This window comes from Shewanella sp. BJSY2023SW005 (assembly GCF_047314585.1).
Taxonomy (GTDB): Bacteria; Pseudomonadota; Gammaproteobacteria; order Enterobacterales; family Shewanellaceae; genus Shewanella; species Shewanella algae.
The window spans coordinates 1-21,121 of the sequence record NZ_JBKORJ010000014.1 but is presented as its reverse complement, the minus strand read 5'-3'; the positions used below and the strand labels follow the sequence as shown (position 1 = coordinate 21,121).

Below are 21,121 nucleotides of genomic sequence, written 5' to 3'. Positions count from 1 at the left end.
TATGGCGTTTAAAATAGCCTCCTCCCCCCATGTCAGCCGGCCGCTGCAAACCAGCACTGTGATGCAAAGGGTGCTGCTCTGCGCCCTGCCCGGCCTGGTAGTGCAGTGTGTATTTTTTGGTTGGGGCAGCCTTATTCAGGTACTGCTGGCCGTGATGGTTGCTTTGATTTCAGAGGCCGTCATCCTCAAGTTGCGTAAGCGCAAGGTACTTTCGACGCTGTCGGATAACAGCGCGGCTCTGACAGCAGTTCTTATCGGTATTGCCGTACCGCCACTCGCCCCTTGGTGGATGGTGGTGATAGGTACAAGTTTTGCCATCATCATGGTCAAACAGCTGTATGGCGGTTTGGGAAACAACCTGTTCAATCCGGCCATGGCCGCCTATGTGCTGCTGTTGGTGGCCTTCCCGGTACAGATGACCAGTTGGGTCGCACCGGCGACTGTTGCCCAGCACTCTCCGGATTTTCTCACCAGTTTGCAGGTGATTTTCGGCGCCAGCCAAGGCAGCGTTGCCGAGTACTTCCAGCTCGGTATCGATGGCGTCACCATGGCGACACCACTCGATACGCTGAAAACGGATCTATCTATGGGAATGACCACTACCGAGAGCCTGCAAAAACCAATTTTTGCCGGCACTATCAACAGTGGCTGGTTTTGGGTCAACCTGGCCTACCTGTGCGGTGGTCTGGCGCTGTTGAAGATGAAGCTTATCCGCTGGCATATCAGTGTCGGTGTATTGGCCTCGCTGTTTATCTGCAGCGGCTTTGCCTATGCGCTTGGGCCAGATACCCATGTCAGCCCGCTTATTCACCTGTTCAGTGGCGCCACCATGCTGGCGGCTTTCTTTATCGCCACGGATCCTGTAACCGCGCCGGCCAGCAATCAGGGCCGATTTATCTTCGGCGCCCTTATCGGCCTGGTGGTGTACCTTATTAGAAGCTTTGGGGGTTACCCTGACGCCTTTGCTTTTGCGGTGTTGCTGGCCAACCTGTGCGCCCCTTTGATCGACTACTATGTCAAACCCCGAGCCTATGGCCATCGCGCCGGACATTGATAGCAAGAGAGATAGACAGTGCAAAAATCCATGTTGAAAAATGGTCTGCTTTTGGGCCTGTTTGCCCTGATATGCACCGCGGTGGTGGCGGTTGTCAATGACAGTACCCGAGATGCGATCCTGGCGCAGCAAAAGTTGGAGCTCAGGCGCACCCTGGAGCAGATCATTCCCAGTGAACTCCACGACAATCCGCTCGAGGAAAGCTGCATTCTATTGCAGGATAAAGACGCCCTGGGCACAACTCAGCCTATGCCGGCTTATATCGCCACCCAAGATGCCCAGCCGGTCGCCATTGCCATCGAAACCATAGCGCCGGATGGCTACAATGGCGAAATACGCTTGATCATAGGTATCAAGACAGATGGCACTGTGCTTGGTGTTCGCACTCTGTCGCATCAGGAAACCCCTGGGCTGGGTGACAAGATTGAGCGCAAGAAATCTGATTGGGTGGACAGCTTTATCGGCAAAAAGCTTCAAGGCAGTGATGACAAGGCCTGGTATGTGAAAAAAGACGGCGGTGAAATCGACCAGTTTACCGGGGCGACCATTACCCCCAGGGCCTACGTCAAGTCGATGAGAAACACCCTGGCCTTCTTTGAAGCCAATAAGAAGACCATTTTTTCCCAATCACAGACATGTGAGGCAAGCCAATGAGTTTATATCGCGATATCGCCTGGCAAGGCTTGTGGAAAAATAACCCCGGACTGGTGCAGATGTTGGGACTCTGTCCCCTGTTGGCAGTGACCTCCACCTTTACCAACGCCTTGGGGCTTGGGCTCGCAACTGCGCTGGTGTTGATAGGTTCCAACACCACAGTATCCCTGGTGCGCAATTTTGTGCCCAAAGAGATCCGCATTCCCGTATTCGTAATGATTATTGCCGCACTGGTGACTGCCGTACAATTGCTGGTTAACGCATACGCCTATGGCCTATACGTTTCTCTCGGTATTTTCCTGCCACTCATAGTGACCAACTGTGTCATCATAGGCCGCGCCGAAGCCTTTGCCTCACGCAACTCACCAATGAGCGCCGCCTTTGATGGCTTAATGATGGGTATTGGCTTTACCTTGGTATTGATGGTGCTTGGCGGAGGCAGGGAAATACTGGGGCAAGGTACCCTATTTGACGGTGCAGAGCAGCTGCTGGGACCTTGGGCTGCGAGCCTGCGCATTGAAGTCTGGCAAGTAGACACTCCCTTCCTACTGGCAATGTTACCGCCCGGCGCCTTTTTGGGAATGGGTTTGCTGATTGCGCTGAAAAACGTGATCGACAAGAAACTCGCTGAGCGCCAACCCAGAGTGCAAACTGCCCCTGTGGAGCGCGCCAGGATCACCAAAGTCAACTGAGGTTATTGAGTGAACAAAGACAAGAGACGGGCGATACTCGAACGCCTGCGGGACAACAATCCTCATCCCCAGACAGAGCTGAATTATTCCAGCCCTTTTGAATTACTGGTTGCGGTAACGCTCTCGGCGCAGGCAACCGATGTCAGTGTCAACAAGGCCACTGACAAGCTGTTTCCGGTGGCTAATACCCCACAGGCGATTGCCGATCTCGGGGTTGAAGGGCTGAAGGAATATATCAAGACCATAGGGCTTTATAACAATAAGGCCATCAATGTGGTGGCACTGTCCAAGATCCTTGTAGAGAAGTACAACGGCGAAGTCCCCGAAAACCGCGAGGCGCTGGAGTCACTACCTGGGGTCGGTCGCAAGACCGCCAATGTGGTGCTCAACACCGCCTTTGGTTGGCCAACCATAGCCGTGGACACTCACATTTTTCGGGTCAGCAACCGCACCCGCTTTGCACCGGGGAAAAATGTGCAGGAAGTGGAAGATAAACTGCTCAAAGTGGTACCGGCCGAGTTCAAGGTTGACGTTCACCACTGGCTTATTCTTCACGGGCGCTATACCTGCATCGCCAGAAGGCCCCGCTGCGGCAGTTGTCTGATTGAAGATCTGTGTGAATTCAAAGAAAAAATCTATCCGGAAGATTAATCCAGAAACGACAATGCCGCCCCAAGGCGGCATTGGCTTACATATTCTTGCTCAGCGCCAATCAAAAAATCTGTACAATCATAGCGGCGAAAACGATTGCAATTACCAGGGTAGATCCAATAGCCATTTTCAATTCTGTAGTCATGCTTGTCTCCTGCATCCAGCTAAGATAGGGTTGACACCATTATTAATGAAGCAGACACAAATACCATGTTTATTTCATGGATTTGTGAACTGGCTATCAAGTTAACGGCGGCCGGAACCACTCTATTTGAGAGTGATTCTCACCTCCCCGGATCTCGCTTGATCATCCACGCTACGGAAGCTCAACTGGGTTTCCGTTATAGAACCAAAAGAGGTAGCAATGTCACAAGTTCTCCATACCATGCTCAGGGTCGGTAACCTTGAACGCAGCATCCACTTCTACACAGAAATCATGGGAATGAAGCTGCTGCGTCAATCAGAAAACCCTGAATATAAATATACCCTCGCCTTCGTCGGCTACGGCGAAGAATCAACCGGCCAGGCAGTCATAGAGCTCACCTACAACTGGGGAACAGAGCAATATGATATGGGTAATGCCTTTGGTCATATTGCCATAGGCGAAGAAGATATCTACGCCCGCTGTGACGCCATCAGCGCCGCCGGTGGCAAGGTTATCCGTGCCCCTGGCCCTGTTGCCGGCGGAACCACTAAAATCGCTTTTGTTGAAGATCCTGACGGTTACAAAATCGAGCTCATTCAAATGAGCTCGGCTGAGCACGGCTTGGGTTAAACAATCAGACATTAAAAAAGCGCCTGAAGGCGCTTTTTTTCATTCCATGATATGGCTTAGAACTTGTAAGTCACACCACCGTAGATTTGACGACCGATAGTGTCATAGACTTCAGGTACCGTACCCGCATCACTACCATTGGACACAAATGAAGGTTCTTCATCAGTTAAGTTCTTAACACCCAGTGAAGCTGTGAAGCCATCCGTGAAGTGATAAGTACCGACAATGTTGTGGTACATTACAGCATCAGCCTTTGCAACTGCAGTGAACGGTTTATCATTCTGATCGTAATCAGTATAGATATCATCCATCTTACCTATATAACGGTTGTAATACATCAAACTCCAATCGCCACGACTTGCCTGAATACTGAAGTTGTTACGAACTTCTGCATAAGCACCAAAGTTACCATCGATAGTACCGTCATAGGCAACGCCATCCTGCTCAAACTCCAGCAGATAGGTCAGATCGTTGTTGATTTTCCAATCCAGCCCCAGACCTTCAAAGCTGTAAGCCAGGTTGAAATCGATACCACTGGTATTCTGGCTACCCACGTTGGTCAGAGGGTTGGTCAGTTTAGACAAGTCTCCATTAGCTTCTATACCGAACTGTTTACATGCATCACCACTTTGACCACCTGTTTGTTGTTGCTCTTTAAAACAAGCATTCAAGCCTGCTTGAGCATCCAGACGGGTAATGGCATTGCTCACCCGGAAGCGCCAGTAGTCAAGTGTCAGAGACATACCATCGATAAAGCGTGGCGAGTAAACCAGACCGGCAGTGTAAGATTCAGACTCTTCCGGTTTCAGACCCGTATCTGAGGTGTAGTTAACCAGGATCTGTGGATCTTGTTCATTACCCCATGGATCATCCAGATAGTCATAAGACCCTGTGTTACCACCGTAGAGCTCGCTGACGTTTGGCGCCCGGAAACCGGTAGCCGCCACGGCGCGCAGCATCAAATCATCTGTGGCTTCATAGGTCAGACCTATCTTCCAGGTCGTTGCCTTGCCGAAAGTTGAGTAGTCATCGAAACGCAGGGCAAATTCACCGGTCAGTTTTTCAGTGAAAGGTACACTGACTTCCTGATAGATAGAGATAACGTCGTAATTACCATCAGTTGGGTCTTGCTGGGCGGCAGTACCTTCACCGGCAACAATCACAGGATCAGGGTTGTAATAACCGCTGTCGTAACGGTATTCGGCACCGATAGCGAAGCTGACTGGACCGGCACTCAGATCAAACAGCTCACCACTCAATACGCCGGCAACCACGTGTTGTTCATTACCACCATCATTGCGCTCGGTGAAGCCGATGTCATTGATGATCTCTTGAGTCAGCGGGGCACCACTGAGCCAGGCATCCAGATTGTTATAGACGGACTCTTCCATCTTTTTGGCATTGATGGAGTTTTCAACCCAGGTATCGGCCTTGTTTTTGCCATAAGTGTAGGAAAGATCCCAAGTCATACCTGTGTTGACATCGAGTGTGCCCTGCAGGCCAATAGAGGCGCGCAGAGTATCGATGTCCTGGTTGTAGATACGAGGGCCTACATCATTGGTACGGCGACGATAGTTAACACGGCCGGTTTTATCGGCCTTAATGCCGGCGTCCAGCATGGACTGATCCAACGTGATGCACTTGACCGGATCATCTGTTTGACCACAAACACCCAGCATAATATCAGCTGGCTGAGCGGCCATTTGCTGATCTGACTTACGCTTGGTGTACAGAATATCACCTGTCAGTACCAATTCATTGCCCAGCTCCTGGATCATGTTGGCAAACAGACTATAACGTTTACTAGGCGTCTGGAACCAGCTGTCTTGGGTGTAGTCGTAACCTGTGCTGCGCTTAACCCAGTTGCCGTTGGCATCTTTGACCATACCAGCCAGAGAGCCGGTTGGAATGAAGGAACTGGCGCCTGGTTCGGTCCAGTCACGGTCGCCCTGAATAACACCACGACGGTCAGAGTAAGCTGCACCAAAGGTATAATTACCGCCGTTGTCTGTGTTGAAACCGTACAGCAGGCTCAGTTCGCCGTTTTCACCGTCGCCCTTATCGGTTCCGCTGCCGTTGAAATCCAGCTGGAAGCCTTCAAAATCTTTCTTGGTGATGATGTTGACCACACCGGCAATAGCATCTGAGCCGTATACCGCCGAGGCGCCATCCTTAAGAATCTCTACCCGGGCAATCATCGCTACTGGGATTGAGTTCAAGTCCACTGCACTATCTGCGCCTGAGCCTGAGTTCACCATACGGCGGCCATTGAGCAGTACCAGAGTACGTTCGGCACCCATACCACGCAGATCAACCTGAGCCGCGCCATCGGCACCATTGTTGGTGGTTGAACCTACAGCCGCACCGGCCATAGAGGTCTGAGCCTGCAGCAGTTGGTCAACAGAAGTGAAGCCTTCTGCACGAATGGCATCGGCACTGATCACTGTCACTGGAGAAGCGGTTTCCATATCCTGACGCTGGATACGTGAACCTGTTACTTCGATACGTTCTACCTTGGCACCGTCTTCTGCGGCGTAAGCCACCTGAGACACAGATGCAGCTCCCGTTGAAACCGCAGCAAACAGAGCCAGTCTGACTGCGCCAGTCAGCTTATTGGTTCTTGTCATTTTAAACTCCCTTACTTCCTGGTTTGTTTTTATTTTCACCGCGCTTATTAACACGGCGTTGCCAAGATACTGTCGCCTCGTTTCAACATCGTCAATAACAGGATTTTAATCTGACAAATCCGCTAATGTTTAATTTATGTTTATTTTTTGTTTTGCTTAATGACAAATAGAACCCGCCTATCCTATAGCGAATAGATATGCAGCCAATTACCGGGAGTTGTTAAAAAATAAACTTTGATTTCTTGTTAATTCTCAACATATTAATTAACATTGCCCATCTCAAAAAGTGTGACATCCATCACATTTTTAATTGTTTCCACACTGATACATCACAGTAAAAAGTCGAAATTTTTCTCAATACAATTCCCTGCCTTGAATCATCGTAAACGCCTTAATTGCATATACAGCAAGCCTGACCAGTCACATTTGGTAAGTAATAAAACGATACAGATAATACATTTGTTGCAACATTGTTTTATTTTGAGGTTACCCCAAACTGCTTTGGTAGTCTTTTATGCTGCAAACAACAGGATTCAATCGGAAGATAAGTGGTCAATAAAACAAAAATCAGAGTAGATTGTTAAAATGAAATGTAATTTAAGATGATGACACCTATCGAAGATAGGCGCGCAAAAACGGGCAGAAAAAAAGGCCGGAATATATCCGGCCTCATCTTTTAAATGCTTAAAGGTACTGAAATTGACCTTAGGCTTCATCCTGCTTGTACTTGGCAGCAGTGTCCTTGATCAAGGTCTGTAACTCACCTTTTTGGTACATCTCGGTCAGGATATCGCAACCACCGACCAGCTCACCTTCAACCCACAACTGAGGGAAAGTTGGCCAATTGGCATACTTGGGCAGTTCAGCACGGATATCAGGATGCTGCAAAATATCAACAAACGCGAACTGCTCGCCGATATTGATCATGATTTGAGCCACCTGAGAGGAAAAACCACAGCTGGGTAATTTGGGCGAACCTTTCATGTAAAGGATGATGGGGTTTTCAGCGATTTGCTGCTTAATTTTTTCAACAGTTTCCATTTACGTTCCTGAGTACGACACTATATTTGATTCACTATTGTACGCGAGAGAAACGCAGAACAAAATCACACTATTTGTAAGGTTATTTAGTCATTTGATTTTTCAATGATGTCAATCTGCTCAATCACTCAAACAATGATTCACTTCACAAATTTTATCGGTACAATAGGTGGTAGTGAGCAAGTCTGAAAATGATAAACCAAGTCCATGGAGAGATACTAATGGCTTTCGAATTACCTGCATTACCATATGCCAAGAACGCACTGGAACCCCACATTTCTCAGGAAACCATCGAATACCACTACGGTAAGCACCACAACACTTACGTGGTTAAGCTGAACGGTCTGATCGAAGGCACTGAATTTGCCGGCAAGACCCTGGAAGAGATTGTAAAAACCTCCAGCGGCGGTATTTTCAACAACGCCGCTCAGGTTTGGAACCACACTTTTTACTGGAATTGTCTGGCGCCTAACGGCGGCGGCGAAGCCACCGGTGCTGTAGCCGAAGCTATCAATGCTGCTTTTGGTTCTTTTGAAGCCTTCAAGACTCAGTTCACTGAGTCTGCTGTCAACAACTTTGGTAGCGGCTGGACCTGGCTGGTTAAAAAGGCTGATGGCACTGTCGCTATCGTTAACACCAGCAACGCGGCCACTCCGCTGACTGATGCTTCAGTGACCCCACTGCTGACCGTTGACGTTTGGGAGCACGCTTACTACATCGACTACCGTAACGTTCGCCCTGACTACATGGCGCACTTCTGGCAGTTGCTGAACTGGGACTTTGTTAACCAAAACTTCGCCGGTTAATAATACTCAAACTGAGTGCCTGAAAAGGAGCCTTATGGCTCCTTTTTTATTGCCCATAAGCACTCTCCCACAAGCCGACCGCACATCAACAAGCTCACCCTCCGGCAGCAATTCACAAGTGCAACTATTGCTTTTGCAACTATTTGCCTTTGTTTTTATTTATGTTTTTTGACATGAAGCATGAATTAGTGTCTAAGATTAATGGTAGGCAACTGCTAAAGACAGTTCCCTTCCCAGACATATTTGGCGTTTCAGGGGGTTTAAAATGGGCATATTTGAGCACTACCAACAGCGCTATGAGAAGAAACTCGATGAAGAATACACATTACAGGAGTTTCTTGATATCTGTAAGCAAGATCGCAGCGCCTACGCTTCGGCTGCAGAAAGACTGCTTATCGCCATCGGCGAGCCGGAAGTGGTCGACACTTCCAAGAATCAGGTTCTGAGCCGGATATTTTCCAACCGCTTAATATCTCGCTATCCCGCGTTTAAAGACTTCTACGGCATGGAAGATGCCATAGAGCAGATAGTCTCCTACCTTAAACACTCGGCCCAAGGGCTGGAAGAATCCAAGCAGATCCTCTATCTGTTGGGACCTGTCGGAGGCGGTAAATCTTCGCTGGCAGAGAAGCTCAAGGCTTTGATGCAGCAAGTCCCCATCTATATTCTTAGCGCCGATGGAGTCAGAAGTCCGGTCAACGACCACCCTTTCTGCCTGTTTGATGCCGAGGAAGATGGCAAGTTGCTGCAGGAAGAATACCAGATCCCGACCCGTTACCTGCGCAGCATAATGTCGCCCTGGGCGGTCAAGCGCTTGCATGACTTTGGCGGCGATATCTCCCGCTTCCGGGTTGTTAAGGTATTCCCTTCGGTGCTGGATCAAATTGCCATTGCCAAGACTGAACCCGGTGATGACAACAACCAGGATATCTCTTCTCTGGTGGGCAAAGTCGACATTCGCCAACTGGAGCACTTTGCCCAGAATGATGCCGATGCCTACTCCTATTCAGGAGCACTGTGCCGTGCCAACCAGGGTTTAATGGAGTTTGTGGAGATGTTCAAGGCGCCGATCAAGGTGCTGCACCCACTGCTGACCGCCACTCAGGAAGGTAACTATAACGGTACCGAAGGCTTATCGGCCCTGCCTTTTAACGGCATTATTCTGGCTCACTCCAACGAGTCTGAATGGAGCAGCTTTAAAAATAATAAAAACAATGAAGCCTTCCTCGACCGTGTTTATATCGTTAAGGTGCCTTACTGTCTGCGCGTGTCAGAAGAGATCCAGATTTACCGCAAGCTTATCGCCAATTCAGAACTGACCAAGGCGCCCTGTGCTCCAGGCACACTGGAGACCTTGGCTCAATTCAGCGTGCTCTCAAGGATCAAAACCCCGGAGAACTCCTCTGTCTACTCCAAGATGCGGGTCTATGACGGTGAAAGCCTCAAGGATACCGATCCCAAGGCCAAGTCTTACCAGGAATATCGAGACTATGCCGGGGTCGATGAGGGGATGCACGGACTGTCGACCCGCTTCGCGTTCAAAATCCTCTCCAAGGTCTTTAACTTCGACCATTCTGAAATTGCCGCCAACCCGGTGCATCTCTTCTATGTACTGGAGCGGCAGATAGAGCAAGAGCAGTTCCCTTCCGATACCGCAGAAAGATATATGGAGTTTTTGAAGGGCTATCTGATCCCTAAATATGTTGAGTTTATCGGTAAGGAGATCCAGACCGCTTACCTGGAATCTTATTCGGAATATGGTCAGAACATCTTCGACCGCTATGTCACCTATGCCGACTTCTGGATCCAGGATCAGGAATACAGAGACCCGGAAACCGGCCAACTGTTTGACCGGGCCGCACTCAACGCCGAATTGGAGAAAATTGAAAAGCCGGCCGGGATAAGTAATCCCAAAGACTTCCGCAATGAGATAGTCAACTTTGTGCTCAGGGCAAGGGCCAATAATGATGGCAACAACCCGCAATGGACCAGCTATGAGAAACTCAGAACCGTGATAGAGAAGAAGATGTTCTCAAATACCGAAGATCTCCTGCCGGTCATTTCTTTCAACGCCAAGACCTCCACAGACGATCAGCGCAAGCATGATGATTTCGTCAACCGTATGATGGAGAAAGGCTACACCAAGAAACAGGTGCGCCTGTTGTCCGAGTGGTACTTACGGGTACGTAAGTCCTCATAGCTGTGCCCTTTCCGGGGCTTTCGGGCCCCGGTATTTGCTTTGGGAGGTGCGTATGGCGAACTTTATCGACAGGCGGTTGAATGCCAAAGGAAAGAGCACGGTTAACCGTCAGCGGTTTATTAACCGTTATAAACAACAAATTAAAAAAGCGGTCAGTGATGCCGTCACTCACCGTAGCGTCACAGATGTCGACAAGGGAGAAAAAATCAGTATCCCCACCAAGGACATCAGCGAACCCGTATTCCATCAAGGTCGCGGCGGCGTCCGTGAGCGAGTGCATCCGGGCAACGACCAATTTACCCGCGGCGACAAGATAGACAGGCCTCAGGGCGGCGGCGGTGGTGGCAGCGGCAAGGGCGATGCCTCGGACTCAGGCGAGGGTCAGGATGACTTTGTATTTCAAATCTCCAAAGATGAGTACCTCGAGCTCTTGTTTGAAGATCTAGAGTTGCCCAACCTGCAGAAAAACCGCCTGAACAAACTGGTGGAATATCAAACTTACCGAGCCGGTTATACCAATGATGGTGTGCCCTCAAATATCAATATCGTCCGCTCTTTGAGATCCTCTCTGGCGCGGCGCACCGCCATGTCCGCAGACAAGAAACGGCGACTGCATGAACTGGAAAACGAACTGGCAGAGTTGGAAAACACTCCGGGTGCCAGTGCCGAGCGGATATTGCAGCTCAAAGAGGAGATTGAAGAGCTTAAACAGCGCATCGCCAAGGTGCCCTTTATCGACACTTTCGATCTGCGCTACAACAACTTTGCCAAGCGGGAAGTGCCCACCAGTCAGGCGGTGATGTTCTGTCTTATGGATGTCTCCGGCTCCATGGATCAGGCCACCAAGGATATGGCGAAACGCTTTTATATATTGCTGTACCTGTTTCTGACCCGCACTTACAAGAATCTTGAGGTCGTTTATATCCGTCATCATACCCAGGCCAAAGAAGTGGATGAACACGAGTTTTTCTACTCTCAGGAGACGGGCGGCACCATAGTCTCCAGTGCACTGAAACTTATGCACGAAATTCAACAGGAGCGTTATCCGGCCAATGAATGGAATATCTATGCCGCCCAGGCATCCGATGGTGACAACTGGGCCGACGATTCGCCCACCTGTTATCAGATCCTCGAAACACAACTGCTGCCCGTAGTGCGCTATTTCAGCTACATAGAAATCACCAACAGGGCACATCAGACGCTCTGGCGTGAATATGAAACCCTGCAAAAACAATTCGACAATATGGCGGTACAACATATTCGTCAGGCAGAGGATATCTATCCCGTGTTCAGAGAGTTGTTCAAGAAGCAGGCGGTTTAGGGGGAAGCGATTATGAGCAAAAAGAAAACACGCCAGCCATTGAGTGACGGGCCTGAATGGACTTTTGAGCTGCTGGAAACCTATGAAAAGGAAATCGCCCGGGTCGCGGGGCATTATCGTCTGGGGACCTATCCCAATCAGATAGAGGTGATCACCGCCGAGCAGATGATGGACGCCTACGCCAGCATAGGCATGCCCATAGGGTATACTCACTGGTCCTTCGGTAAGCGTTTTATCGAAACCGAGCAGGGTTACAAGCGCGGCCAGATGGGGCTGGCCTATGAGATAGTCATCAACTCCAACCCCTGTATCGCCTATCTGATGGAGGAAAACACCCTCACCATGCAAGCCTTGGTGATAGCTCACGCCTGCTTTGGCCACAACAGTTTCTTCAAAAACAACTACCTGTTCCGCACCTGGACAGATGCCGGCTCCATCATTGATTACCTGGTCTTTGCCAAGCAATACATCAGTGAATGCGAGCGTAAATATGGCATAGATGAGGTGGAAAACCTGTTGGACTCCTGCCACGCCTTGATGAATTATGGCGTCGACCGCTACAAGCGCCCAACAGAAATTTCGTTTCGTGAAGAGCAGGCACGCCAGAAAGAGCGCGAGGCCTATCTGCAAACCCAGGTCAACGATCTCTGGCGCACCATCCCCTCACAGCAGACCAAGGAGGAAGCCAAACAACGAAAACACTTCCCGTCAGAGCCACAGGAAAACATTCTCTACTTTATCGAGAAGCATGCACCGCTGCTGGAGCCCTGGCAACGGGAGTTGGTGCGTATCGTACGCAAGATGGGGCAGTATTTTTACCCGCAACGCCAGACCCAGGTGATGAACGAGGGCTGGGCCACCTTCTGGCATTACACCCTGCTCAACCACCTCTATGACGAAGGTCTGGTTACCGACAGATTTATGTTGGAGTTTTTACAGAGTCACACCAATGTGGTGGCTCAGCCCCCCTACAACAGCCCTTATTACAACGGCATTAACCCCTATGCCCTGGGGTTCAATATGTTCTGCGACATTCGCCGTATCTGCGAACAGCCAACAGAAGAGGATAGATATTGGTTCCCGGATATCGCCGGCAGCGATTGGTTGAAAACGCTGCATTTCGCCATGGAAAACTTCAAGGATGAAAGCTTCATCAGCCAGTATCTTTCCCCCACCATCATCCGCAAGTTCAAGCTGTTTGGTGTGCTCGATGATGAAAGCAAAAACTATCTGTCGGTATCTGCCATTCATGATGAACAGGGATACCGGGAGATCAGGCAAATTTTGTCTTCACAATATAACCTGTCCAATAATGAACCCAATATTCAGGTTCATAATGTCATGGTCAATGGCGATCGCTCGCTGACACTGAGGTATATCCCCAGCAAGGGCATCCCTCTGGCAGACAGTTGCCGGGAAGTACTCAAACACCTGCACCGTCTTTGGGGCTTTGATGTCACTCTGGAGCAGAAAGAAGATGATGGCGAGATAAGAGTACTGGCCTCGTGCCCGGACAGAAGCGAATTGATCTAGGCAGCTTTGGTCATAGAAAACCCTGGATAATAAAAAAGACCGCTAATAGCGGTCTTTTTTATTATGTGCCAACGGACCATCGGCAACTATTGATTGTCCTGGGCCATCTCCAGCGGCATGGCATCGCGCAGTTTCTGCCACATAATGCCACTGTCGATACCGTAAGCGCGCATCAAAGCAGGCACCTGGGTATAGTTTTTATCTTTAGCCAGGATTTCAAGCTTTTGATAGAAGGCCAGTGCCAAGGCTCTTGCTTCCTGACTACTGAAGTAGTAGCGCCCGACTCTGGCATACAGTCCCTTGAAACCATTGAGGATCAGCACGTACAGCGGGTTACCTGATGAAAACGCCAAGGTGTGATGCAACTGGTAATCAAATTCGGCATAGGCCTCGGCATCATCTTCCAGCTCGTGAATTTTTGACAACACTTCCACCGCCGTCTCTGGATTATGCCGCAGTGCGCCACGGAAGTAGATGGCACTGACATTGGTTCTGGCCGACAGCAGTTGGTCAACCAATACCGGGAAACCTTCGGGATTAAGATCGGCAATGGTCTCCAAAATATTCAGGCCAGAGGTTTCCCAGAAATTATTCACCCGGGTGGGTTTGCCATGTTGAATCGTCAACCAACCGTCACGGGCCAAACGCTGCAGCACTTCCCTGAGTGTTGTACGGGTCACACCTATCAGCTCTGATAATTCCCGCTCCGCAGGAAGTATGGAGCCGGGGGGAAATTTATTTTCCCAAATTGAACGCACTATATATTTCTCTGCAAAACTTGCAGGTCCTTTGGCATTGATTATCATCAGCCCGGTTTTCCGATTGTTAGCATTATTCTGGCCACAGATCATACCAGAGCGACGAAAAATGAAAACCACCAGATCACTGACGAAAAATTCTACCCTGCCAAGCTCTCAATAACTGCTATAAAAGTGACCAGGTTCAAATCAGTTGTCACTGAATTTTGCGTTAGAGATCCGCTTTTTGAAATCCCTGTATACCCTAATCATTACATTGAGTTTATCTTTAGGCTAGACTGAACTACGCAAATTTTACCGTTCGTCAACCAAAGACGTAACTACCACACTTAATAACAGATTCACTTATAACAGATTAGAGAGGAAGACATGCCTGCTACACCGATTCAGGCTTTTATGAGTAACTTCTTGGGCAACTCGCCCAAGTGGTACAAGCTTGCGATACTGATTTTTCTTATCATCAACCCGATACTCTTCAGTATCAACCCCTTTGTTGCGGGCTGGTTTTTGGTCGTGCAGTTTATCTTCACTCTGGCCATGGCGCTTAAATGCTATCCTCTGCAACCCGGTGGTTTATTGGCGATTGAGGCCGTGTTTATCGGTATGACCAGTCCCAGCCAGGTACTGCACGAGATTGAAGCCAACCTCGAAGTACTGCTGCTATTGGTATTCATGGTGGCCGGTATCTACTTTATGAAGCAATTGCTGCTTTATGTATTTACCAAGATGATCACCAAGGTGCGTTCCAAAATGGTCGTATCCCTGATGTTCTGTGTTGCCTCAGCCTTCCTGTCTGCGTTCCTCGATGCCTTGACTGTTATTGCGGTTATCATCGCTGTAGCAGTCGGTTTCTACTCCATCTATCATAAGGTCGCATCCGGTAAAGATTTCAGCGCCGATCATGACCATACCTCTGACGGGAATGACCAGCTTAACGCCCAGGAGTTGGAAGACTTCCGGGGCTTCCTGCGTAACCTGTTGATGCACGCCGGTGTCGGTACTGCCCTCGGTGGTGTGTGCACCATGGTAGGTGAGCCGCAAAACCTGATCATCGCCGCCCAGGCTAACTGGCAGTTCTCTGAATTCGCCTTGCGGATGTCACCTGTGACTGTACCCGTATTCTTTGCCGGTATCCTCACCTGTGTCTTGGTGGAAAAATTCCGTATCTGTGGTTATGGCGCCCAACTGCCAGACGCTGTACACAAAATTCTGGTGGAATTTGCCGCCCATGAAGATGCCCACAGAACCAGCAAAGATAAGATGAAGCTGGTTATCCAGGCTCTGGTCGGTGTATGGCTGATTGTCGGTCTGGCCTTCCACCTGGCATCGGTTGGTCTTATCGGTCTTTCAGTTATCATCCTGACCACAGCCTTCAACGGTATTACCGATGAGCACGCTCTGGGTAAAGCCTTCGAAGAAGCCCTGCCCTTTACCGCTCTGCTGGCAGTATTCTTCGCCGTGGTGGGTGTGATTATTGACCAAGGCCTGTTTGCTCCTGTTATTCAATGGGCTCTCGGCTTTGAAGGCAATATGCAGCTGGTTATCTTCTATGTTGCCAATGGCTTGTTGTCCATGGTCAGTGATAACGTGTTTGTGGGTACCGTTTATATCAACGAGGTGAAAGCCGCGCTGATTGATGGCCAAATCACCCGCGATCAGTTTGACCTGCTTGCCGTTGCCATCAACACAGGAACCAACCTGCCATCAGTGGCTACCCCTAACGGTCAGGCGGCCTTCCTGTTCCTGCTGACTTCCGCTCTGGCTCCCCTCATTCGTCTCTCTTATGGCCGCATGGTATGGATGGCACTGCCTTACACTATCGTGTTGTCCATTGTTGGTGTACTGGCAATTGAGACAGGTTTCCTGGAGCAGATGACCCAATACTTCTACGACTCAGGCATGATCCTGCACCACAGTGCCCAGGAAGTACTGGGTAAGGGTGCGGCCGTAGGCCATTAGTCTATGTATTGACTGAACCTTTTGGTTTCAGTAGAGTCCAAAAAACGCCCCTCTAGGGCGTTTTTTTATGGGTGTCATATCCATCTGAGGAGTTACCCCACCTCGCCTTGGACTGATGGGTAATCAATGGAGAATAGTTTTGACAGCAATGATACGTTTCGCCCACTCCCGCATGGCCTGGGGAATTCTGGCGCTCAGCGCCCTGTCTCTGGAGCTGGCTGCGTTGTACTTTCAACATGTGATGCACCTCGAGCCTTGCGTCATGTGTATCTACCAGCGTTTGGCCGTATTGGGATTGCTGCTGGCCGGCATCATAGGCTTTCTTGCGCCGAGTGTACGTCCAGTGCGACTTGTGGCGGCCTTGCTGTGGGGGATAAGCGCCAGTTGGGGGCTGAGATTGGCCATTGAACTCAACGATATGCAGCAAAACCCTTCGCCTTTTTCCACCTGTTCATTCCTGCCGGACTTCCCCTCCTGGATGCCACTGCATGAATGGCTGCCTTCGATATTTATGCCAACAGGCATGTGCACCGATATTCCCTGGAGCTTTATCGGCATCACTATGTCGCAGTGGATGATTGTTGCTTTTGCCACATATCTGGTAGCACTGCTGCTCTATGTTGTACCTATTCTGAGCAAGGGCCGTAACTAGGTATTCAATTCAAGCTAGCGGGTTTCCTATGAGCATAAAAAAGCCAAACAATCGTGTTTGGCTTTTTACTCTTGATGCCTGGATGACATCAATCCAAGTCCTTCAGTGGCCAGAGTACAATATGATCTTCAAGATCGCGCACTTTACTCTCGCAAAGCGTCTTGCCCTTCACCGACATCCCTACTTCGTGCATGGCATCCTTGGAGCCGGTCAAAAGTGGGTGCCAGGAAGGCAATGGCCGCCCCAGATACAGACGCCGATAAGCACAACTATCCGGCAGCCAGTCCAGCTCACCGATATTCGTCGCCGTCACCGCGGTGCACAGAGGCACAAATTCAAAGCGTTTTTCATAGTGAATGCAGCTGCAGTCTATATCAGACAACAATTTGCAGGCCGCATTGGTATAGTAAAGCTCATCGGTTTCATCATCGATGAGCTTATTGAGACAGCATTTCCCACAGCCATCACAGAGAGACTCCCACTCATCCGGAGTCATTTCGGCCAGGGTCTTGGTTAACCAGAAGGACATAAATTTGTTGGTTCGTTCTTGAAAGCTTGCGTGATGGCTATTTTACACTATTTCCGGGGTGGATACTTGATCCGCTCGGAAAGATAAGCCGCCGCCAAAGCGAAATAGTCTGAATTTTGCCAGCTTCGCAAGGCGCGGTAGTTCTGGTATACCAGATAGTGCCTTCCTGTGACACCATCTGGCATGATCAATGAAACTTGCATATCGGTCCGGCCAGGCAGATCGCCGCCATCGTAACGACGAACGCCCAACTGCTGCCAATGGCTGAAACTCGCCTGATAATCCACCCCGAGTTGGCTGTTCTCTATGGACTCGGGCGCTTTGACCTGGCGTCCCCAGGTTTGGGTGTCATCCCAGCCCGTTTGCTGCAGGTAGTTGGCCACAGATGCCAAGCCATCGGCAAAGCTGTTCCAGATATCGATCTTGCCATCACCGTCGCCGTCGCTGCCGTATTGCAGATAGGCGCTTGGCATCAATCCTAAAGGCCCCATGGCACCGGTACTCGAGCCCTTGAGCTCGTTAAAGTCGAGCGATTGTGACGCGAGAATTTTCAGCGCCGCAAAAAACTCATCGCGGTAAACCTCTTGTCCCTCATAGGCCAGTGACGCCGTCACGGAAAGCACAGGATAACCGCCCTGCTGATTGCCAAAATCCGACTCGAGCCCCCAAAGGGCCAGAATAAACCTGGGCTGCACCCGATATTGTTTACCAAGTTTGACCAGCAGCGGTCGATATTCTTCGGCCAGAACCCGACCCTTTACCACCATCTCCTCACTGATCGCCTTAGGGATATAGTGCTCCAGATCCTTTGGCGGTTCGGGGGCTGTCTTGTCATCATTGGAGGCTTTTTTAAACAGTTTTATCTGGCTGAAGGCTTTATCCAATATGAGTTGATCTATCCCTTGCGTTGCTGCGTCCTGTTTCAATTTATCAAGATACTGCTCAAAACTGCTTTCGGTCGCTGCACAGACATTGGTCAGCGACGCGCCCAGCAGCGAAATAAACACCAGGGAAAGTCTATCCATAAAACGCGTTATTCCTTAAGCAGAATGATCATCCAGGCCCTTGCTGCGTCTCAGCTCCTTCAGCATATCCACCTGCGGTGGCGGCAATTGCAAATAATAGCCCTTTTCCGCCAGTTCTGCTTTGACCTTGTTGATATCGGCGATACCCAGTTGCTGCCTTTTCTGCAGCGGCAACAGCATTACCAGTTGTGGCGGCCCAAATACCTGCATCAAGGGAGCAGGTACATCATCAAACTGGCCTTTCTTGTTGACGAATAAATAGGTGTCGGCTTTTTTCAGGCTCTTATAGACAGCACAGATCATAATTGTATCAATTTCCATGGGTTCAAACTTGCCACTCATCGGGGCACACTATAACATGGACGCCTTGGAATATAACGCTGTCACGCAATCTGACTGCTCATTTTCTGGAGAATGACGCCGGGATGCCAAAACCTAGTCTAGAGCTAAAGGGCTCTTCTTTTACGCTCTCTGTACTTCATATCAATACCCCAGATCTGGACGCCCTTTTTAAAGAGCTCGATGGCAAGCTCGCCCAGGCTCCCCAGTTTTTCCTCAATGCCCCACTGGTGCTCAACTTAAGTCAGGTCAACGGCACAGACATAGATCTCAAAGGGCTGCGCCAGGGACTGACCGAAAGACAACTGGTGATAGTTGGTGTGACTGCCGCCAATAAGGCACTCAATGAAGCCGCCAAGGCGCAGGGATTGGCCAGCATCAAAGCCGGGAAACAGTCGGAATTGCCACCGCCGCCCCCGAGAGTCACCAAGATAGTCAAACAAAACGTGCGCTCCGGGCAACAAATCTATGCCAAAGACGGTGATTTAATCGTTTTTGGTGCAGTAGGGAATGGCGCAGAAGTCATTGCTGATGGTAGCATTCATGTATACGGGGCACTGCGTGGTAAGGCAATGGCGGGAGCCAGCGGTGATAAACATGCCGTGATCCTGGCCCAGTCCATGGAAGCTGAACTGGTTTCGATTGCGGGACAGTACTGGTTGACTGAAAACCTGCAGCAACACTGTACCGCCAAGAGTGGTTGTATCAGGCTCAGCGGTGAGTCATTAATCGTTGAATCGCTGCCCGGATAAGGCAGATGGAAAGGATAAAATAGAACATGGCACAAATTATTGTTGTCACCTCAGGTAAAGGCGGTGTGGGCAAAACCACATCGAGCGCGGCTATCGCTACCGGCTTGGCGCTTAAAGGACACAAGACTGTTGTTATCGATTTTGATATCGGCCTGCGTAATCTGGATTTGGTCATGGGCTGTGAGCGTCGGGTTGTTTACGACTTTGTCAATGTCATCAACGGCGAGTCCAATCTGAACCAAACGCTGATCAAAGATAAACGCTGCGATAAACTGTTCGTTTTACCGGCTTCCCAAACCAGGGACAAAGATGCCCTGACCAAAGAAGGTGTCGGCAAGGTACTTGATGATTTGAGCAAAGACTTTGACTACATCATCTGTGACTCTCCGGCAGGTATTGAAACCGGCGCCATGATGGCACTCTATTTTGCCGATATCGCCATAGTGACAACCAACCCTGAGGTCAGCTCGGTCAGAGACTCAGACAGGATCCTTGGTATGCTGCAAAGCCGTAGCCGTCGTGCCGAGCAAGGGCTTGAGCCCATCAAGGAATATCTGCTGCTGACTCGCTACTCCCCTGCCAGAGTGAAAACCGGCGAAATGCTCAGTGTGGAAGATGTGCAGGAAATTCTCGCAATACAACTGCTCGGAGTTATTCCTGAGTCTCAGGCAGTGCTCAAGGCTTCCAACTCAGGGGTGCCGGTGATCATAGATCACGACAGCGATGCCGGACAGGCCTACGAGGACACAGTGGCTCGTCTGCTGGGTGAAGAGCTTCCGCTGCGCTTCGTCGCGGAAGAGAAGAAGGGATTCCTTAAACGAATATTTGGTAGCTAAATTATGTCATTACTCGATTATTTCAGAAGCAGCAAGAAAAGCAGCACCGCGGCAACCGCCAAGGAACGTTTGCAGATCATCGTTGCCCATCAACGCGGCGAGCGCGGGGCACCGGATTACTTTCCGCAGATGAAGCAGGAGATAATTGAAGTGATCCGCAAGTATGTGCACATCTCCGAAGAGCAGGTATCTGTGCAGCTGGATCAAAACGATGACAACCTGTCGGTACTCGAGCTCAATGTAACTCTGCCGGACCGCCCTTGAGGCAAGCTTTTTCGATAAAAAGCAAAGGGGCTCAAGAGCATACATTTGAAGCCAAAGTATGAATAAAGTATCTATGTAAAATAAAGCATCTATGTAAAGTACTGCTGCAGTCACAAAAAGGCGCCCAAGGGCGTAATGCCGATCAGTTAAGACAGATCGCTTGACGATCTCACTGAAAGGATCAAAATCCGATGACCCCATGTCATCGGATTTTTTTATGCAACTTTCAGAAGCTTTGGCGCGTACTCATATCAACCGTCTTACCGAATTCACCTGTCTGGCCGATGTACTTGAGCCCGATTTAATTCAGTCGTGCCTTGATTCACATGGTGTTGCCAGTTTAAGGCGACGTAAGTTACCTATGGATGCCATGATTTGGGCGGTGATTGGTATGGCTCTGTTCAGAGGCGAATCCGTCCGCTCTCTCATCAATAAGCTTGATATCGTCTTACCTCAAGAGGTGGATTACGTTGCGCGCAGCGCTGTCACGCAAGCGCGCAAGCGGCTGGGCTCCGACGTTGTTCGAGATGTGTTTAAGCGAAGTGCCAAGACCTGGCATGAAAGAGCAGAGCATCCTCATTGGTGTGGACTCAATCTCTATGGGGTCGATGGTATCGTATGGCGAACACCTGATAGTGAGCAAAACAATCAGG

21 protein-coding genes are annotated in these 21,121 nt (G+C 49.8%); 15 read left to right on the top strand and 6 right to left on the bottom strand.

The window, feature by feature from the left end; all coding sequences use genetic code 11:
* Position 1: 1 nt before the first annotated feature.
* The 5 genes from rsxD (at position 2) to gloA (ending at position 3,826) form a co-directional block, all read left to right on the top strand.
* The gene (gene rsxD / locus ACMHXI_RS01925; protein WP_208156213.1) at positions 2–1,054 is read left to right on the top strand and encodes an electron transport complex subunit RsxD; all 1,053 of its coding nucleotides are present in this window, start codon (positions 2–4) and stop codon (positions 1,052–1,054) included.
* A 30-nt stretch (positions 1,055–1,084) separates the two neighbouring features.
* Positions 1,085–1,708 (top strand): electron transport complex subunit RsxG, encoded by a 624-nt coding sequence (rsxG, locus tag ACMHXI_RS01920; protein ID WP_391564207.1) that lies wholly within the window; start codon positions 1,085–1,087, stop codon positions 1,706–1,708.
* Positions 1,705–2,400 (top strand): electron transport complex subunit E, encoded by a 696-nt coding sequence (locus tag ACMHXI_RS01915; RefSeq protein ID WP_025011615.1) that lies wholly within the window; start codon positions 1,705–1,707, stop codon positions 2,398–2,400. The genes rsxG and ACMHXI_RS01915 overlap by 4 nt, the downstream gene beginning before the upstream one ends.
* A 9-nt stretch (positions 2,401–2,409) precedes the next feature.
* Positions 2,410–3,051 carry an endonuclease III gene (gene nth / locus ACMHXI_RS01910; protein WP_413733862.1) on the top strand — a complete coding sequence of 214 codons (642 nt, stop codon included), beginning with the start codon at positions 2,410–2,412 and terminating at the stop codon, positions 3,049–3,051.
* 364 nt (positions 3,052–3,415) lie between these two features.
* Positions 3,416–3,826: a lactoylglutathione lyase gene (gene gloA / locus ACMHXI_RS01905; RefSeq protein WP_413733860.1), complete on the top strand. Its 411-nt coding sequence runs from the start codon at positions 3,416–3,418 to the stop codon at positions 3,824–3,826.
* Positions 3,827–3,882: 56 nt separating this feature from the next.
* Here the strand turns inward: gloA and ACMHXI_RS01900 are convergent, their stop codons facing one another.
* Positions 3,883–6,453, bottom strand: coding sequence for a TonB-dependent receptor plug domain-containing protein (locus ACMHXI_RS01900; RefSeq protein WP_221058843.1), 2,571 nt, complete (start codon positions 6,451–6,453; stop codon positions 3,883–3,885).
* A 705-nt stretch (positions 6,454–7,158) separates the two neighbouring features.
* Positions 7,159–7,494, bottom strand: coding sequence for a Grx4 family monothiol glutaredoxin (locus ACMHXI_RS01895; RefSeq protein WP_025011618.1), 336 nt, complete (start codon positions 7,492–7,494; stop codon positions 7,159–7,161).
* A gap of 221 nt (positions 7,495–7,715) precedes the next feature.
* Between ACMHXI_RS01895 and sodB the strand changes: the two genes are divergently transcribed.
* The 4 genes from sodB to ACMHXI_RS01875 all read left to right on the top strand — a co-directional run bounded on the left by sodB (position 7,716) and on the right by ACMHXI_RS01875 (position 13,354).
* Positions 7,716–8,300, top strand: a complete 585-nt coding sequence (sodB, locus tag ACMHXI_RS01890) for a superoxide dismutase [Fe] (RefSeq protein ID WP_025011619.1) — start codon at positions 7,716–7,718, stop codon at positions 8,298–8,300.
* 265 nt (positions 8,301–8,565) lie between these two features.
* A complete protein-coding gene (locus ACMHXI_RS01885; protein WP_025011620.1) occupies positions 8,566–10,500 on the top strand; it encodes a PrkA family serine protein kinase in 1,935 nt (644 codons plus the stop codon).
* A 52-nt stretch (positions 10,501–10,552) separates the two neighbouring features.
* The gene (locus tag ACMHXI_RS01880) at positions 10,553–11,821 is read left to right on the top strand and encodes a YeaH/YhbH family protein (RefSeq protein WP_025887760.1); all 1,269 of its coding nucleotides are present in this window, start codon (positions 10,553–10,555) and stop codon (positions 11,819–11,821) included.
* 12 nt (positions 11,822–11,833) lie between these two features.
* Complete coding sequence (locus ACMHXI_RS01875) at positions 11,834–13,354, top strand: SpoVR family protein (RefSeq protein WP_208184800.1); 1,521 nt, start codon at positions 11,834–11,836, stop codon at positions 13,352–13,354.
* Between the two features lie 86 nt (positions 13,355–13,440).
* Here ACMHXI_RS01875 and fadR read toward each other — a convergent pair whose 3' ends face one another.
* A complete protein-coding gene (gene fadR, locus ACMHXI_RS01870; RefSeq protein ID WP_044735831.1) occupies positions 13,441–14,160 on the bottom strand; it encodes a fatty acid metabolism transcriptional regulator FadR in 720 nt (239 codons plus the stop codon).
* 321 nt (positions 14,161–14,481) lie between these two features.
* Here fadR and nhaB point away from each other — a divergent pair, with 321 nt between their 5' ends.
* Together nhaB and dsbB are read left to right on the top strand one after the other, a co-directional pair.
* The gene (nhaB, locus tag ACMHXI_RS01865) at positions 14,482–16,071 is read left to right on the top strand and encodes a sodium/proton antiporter NhaB (protein ID WP_025887756.1); all 1,590 of its coding nucleotides are present in this window, start codon (positions 14,482–14,484) and stop codon (positions 16,069–16,071) included.
* Positions 16,072–16,210: 139 nt separating this feature from the next.
* A complete protein-coding gene (gene dsbB, locus ACMHXI_RS01860; protein ID WP_109247946.1) occupies positions 16,211–16,723 on the top strand; it encodes a disulfide bond formation protein DsbB in 513 nt (170 codons plus the stop codon).
* An 88-nt stretch (positions 16,724–16,811) separates the two neighbouring features.
* Here the strand turns inward: dsbB and ACMHXI_RS01855 are convergent, their stop codons facing one another.
* From ACMHXI_RS01855 to ACMHXI_RS01845, 3 genes are read right to left on the bottom strand one after another with little or no spacing between them, the layout of a single operon-like run.
* Positions 16,812–17,252, bottom strand: a complete 441-nt coding sequence (locus ACMHXI_RS01855) for a YcgN family cysteine cluster protein (protein WP_109247945.1) — start codon at positions 17,250–17,252, stop codon at positions 16,812–16,814.
* Positions 17,253–17,299: 47 nt separating this feature from the next.
* Positions 17,300–18,277 carry a lytic transglycosylase domain-containing protein gene (locus ACMHXI_RS01850; RefSeq protein ID WP_101060151.1) on the bottom strand — a complete coding sequence of 326 codons (978 nt, stop codon included), beginning with the start codon at positions 18,275–18,277 and terminating at the stop codon, positions 17,300–17,302.
* Between the two features lie 15 nt (positions 18,278–18,292).
* Positions 18,293–18,580 carry a YcgL domain-containing protein gene (locus ACMHXI_RS01845; protein ID WP_025011626.1) on the bottom strand — a complete coding sequence of 96 codons (288 nt, stop codon included), beginning with the start codon at positions 18,578–18,580 and terminating at the stop codon, positions 18,293–18,295.
* Positions 18,581–18,702: 122 nt separating this feature from the next.
* On the opposite strand from ACMHXI_RS01845, the gene minC reads away from it, so the two are divergent.
* The 4 genes from minC to ACMHXI_RS01825 all read left to right on the top strand — a co-directional run.
* Positions 18,703–19,368, top strand: a complete 666-nt coding sequence (gene minC / locus ACMHXI_RS01840; protein ID WP_208184801.1) for a septum site-determining protein MinC — start codon at positions 18,703–18,705, stop codon at positions 19,366–19,368.
* A 26-nt stretch (positions 19,369–19,394) separates the two neighbouring features.
* Positions 19,395–20,204, top strand: a complete 810-nt coding sequence (gene minD / locus ACMHXI_RS01835; RefSeq protein ID WP_025011627.1) for a septum site-determining protein MinD — start codon at positions 19,395–19,397, stop codon at positions 20,202–20,204.
* Between the two features lie 3 nt (positions 20,205–20,207).
* Positions 20,208–20,468, top strand: a complete 261-nt coding sequence (gene minE, locus ACMHXI_RS01830; protein ID WP_028781478.1) for a cell division topological specificity factor MinE — start codon at positions 20,208–20,210, stop codon at positions 20,466–20,468.
* 199 nt (positions 20,469–20,667) lie between these two features.
* A partial coding sequence (locus tag ACMHXI_RS01825; RefSeq protein WP_413733910.1) for a transposase domain-containing protein occupies positions 20,668–21,121 on the top strand: 454 nt, incomplete at its 3' end.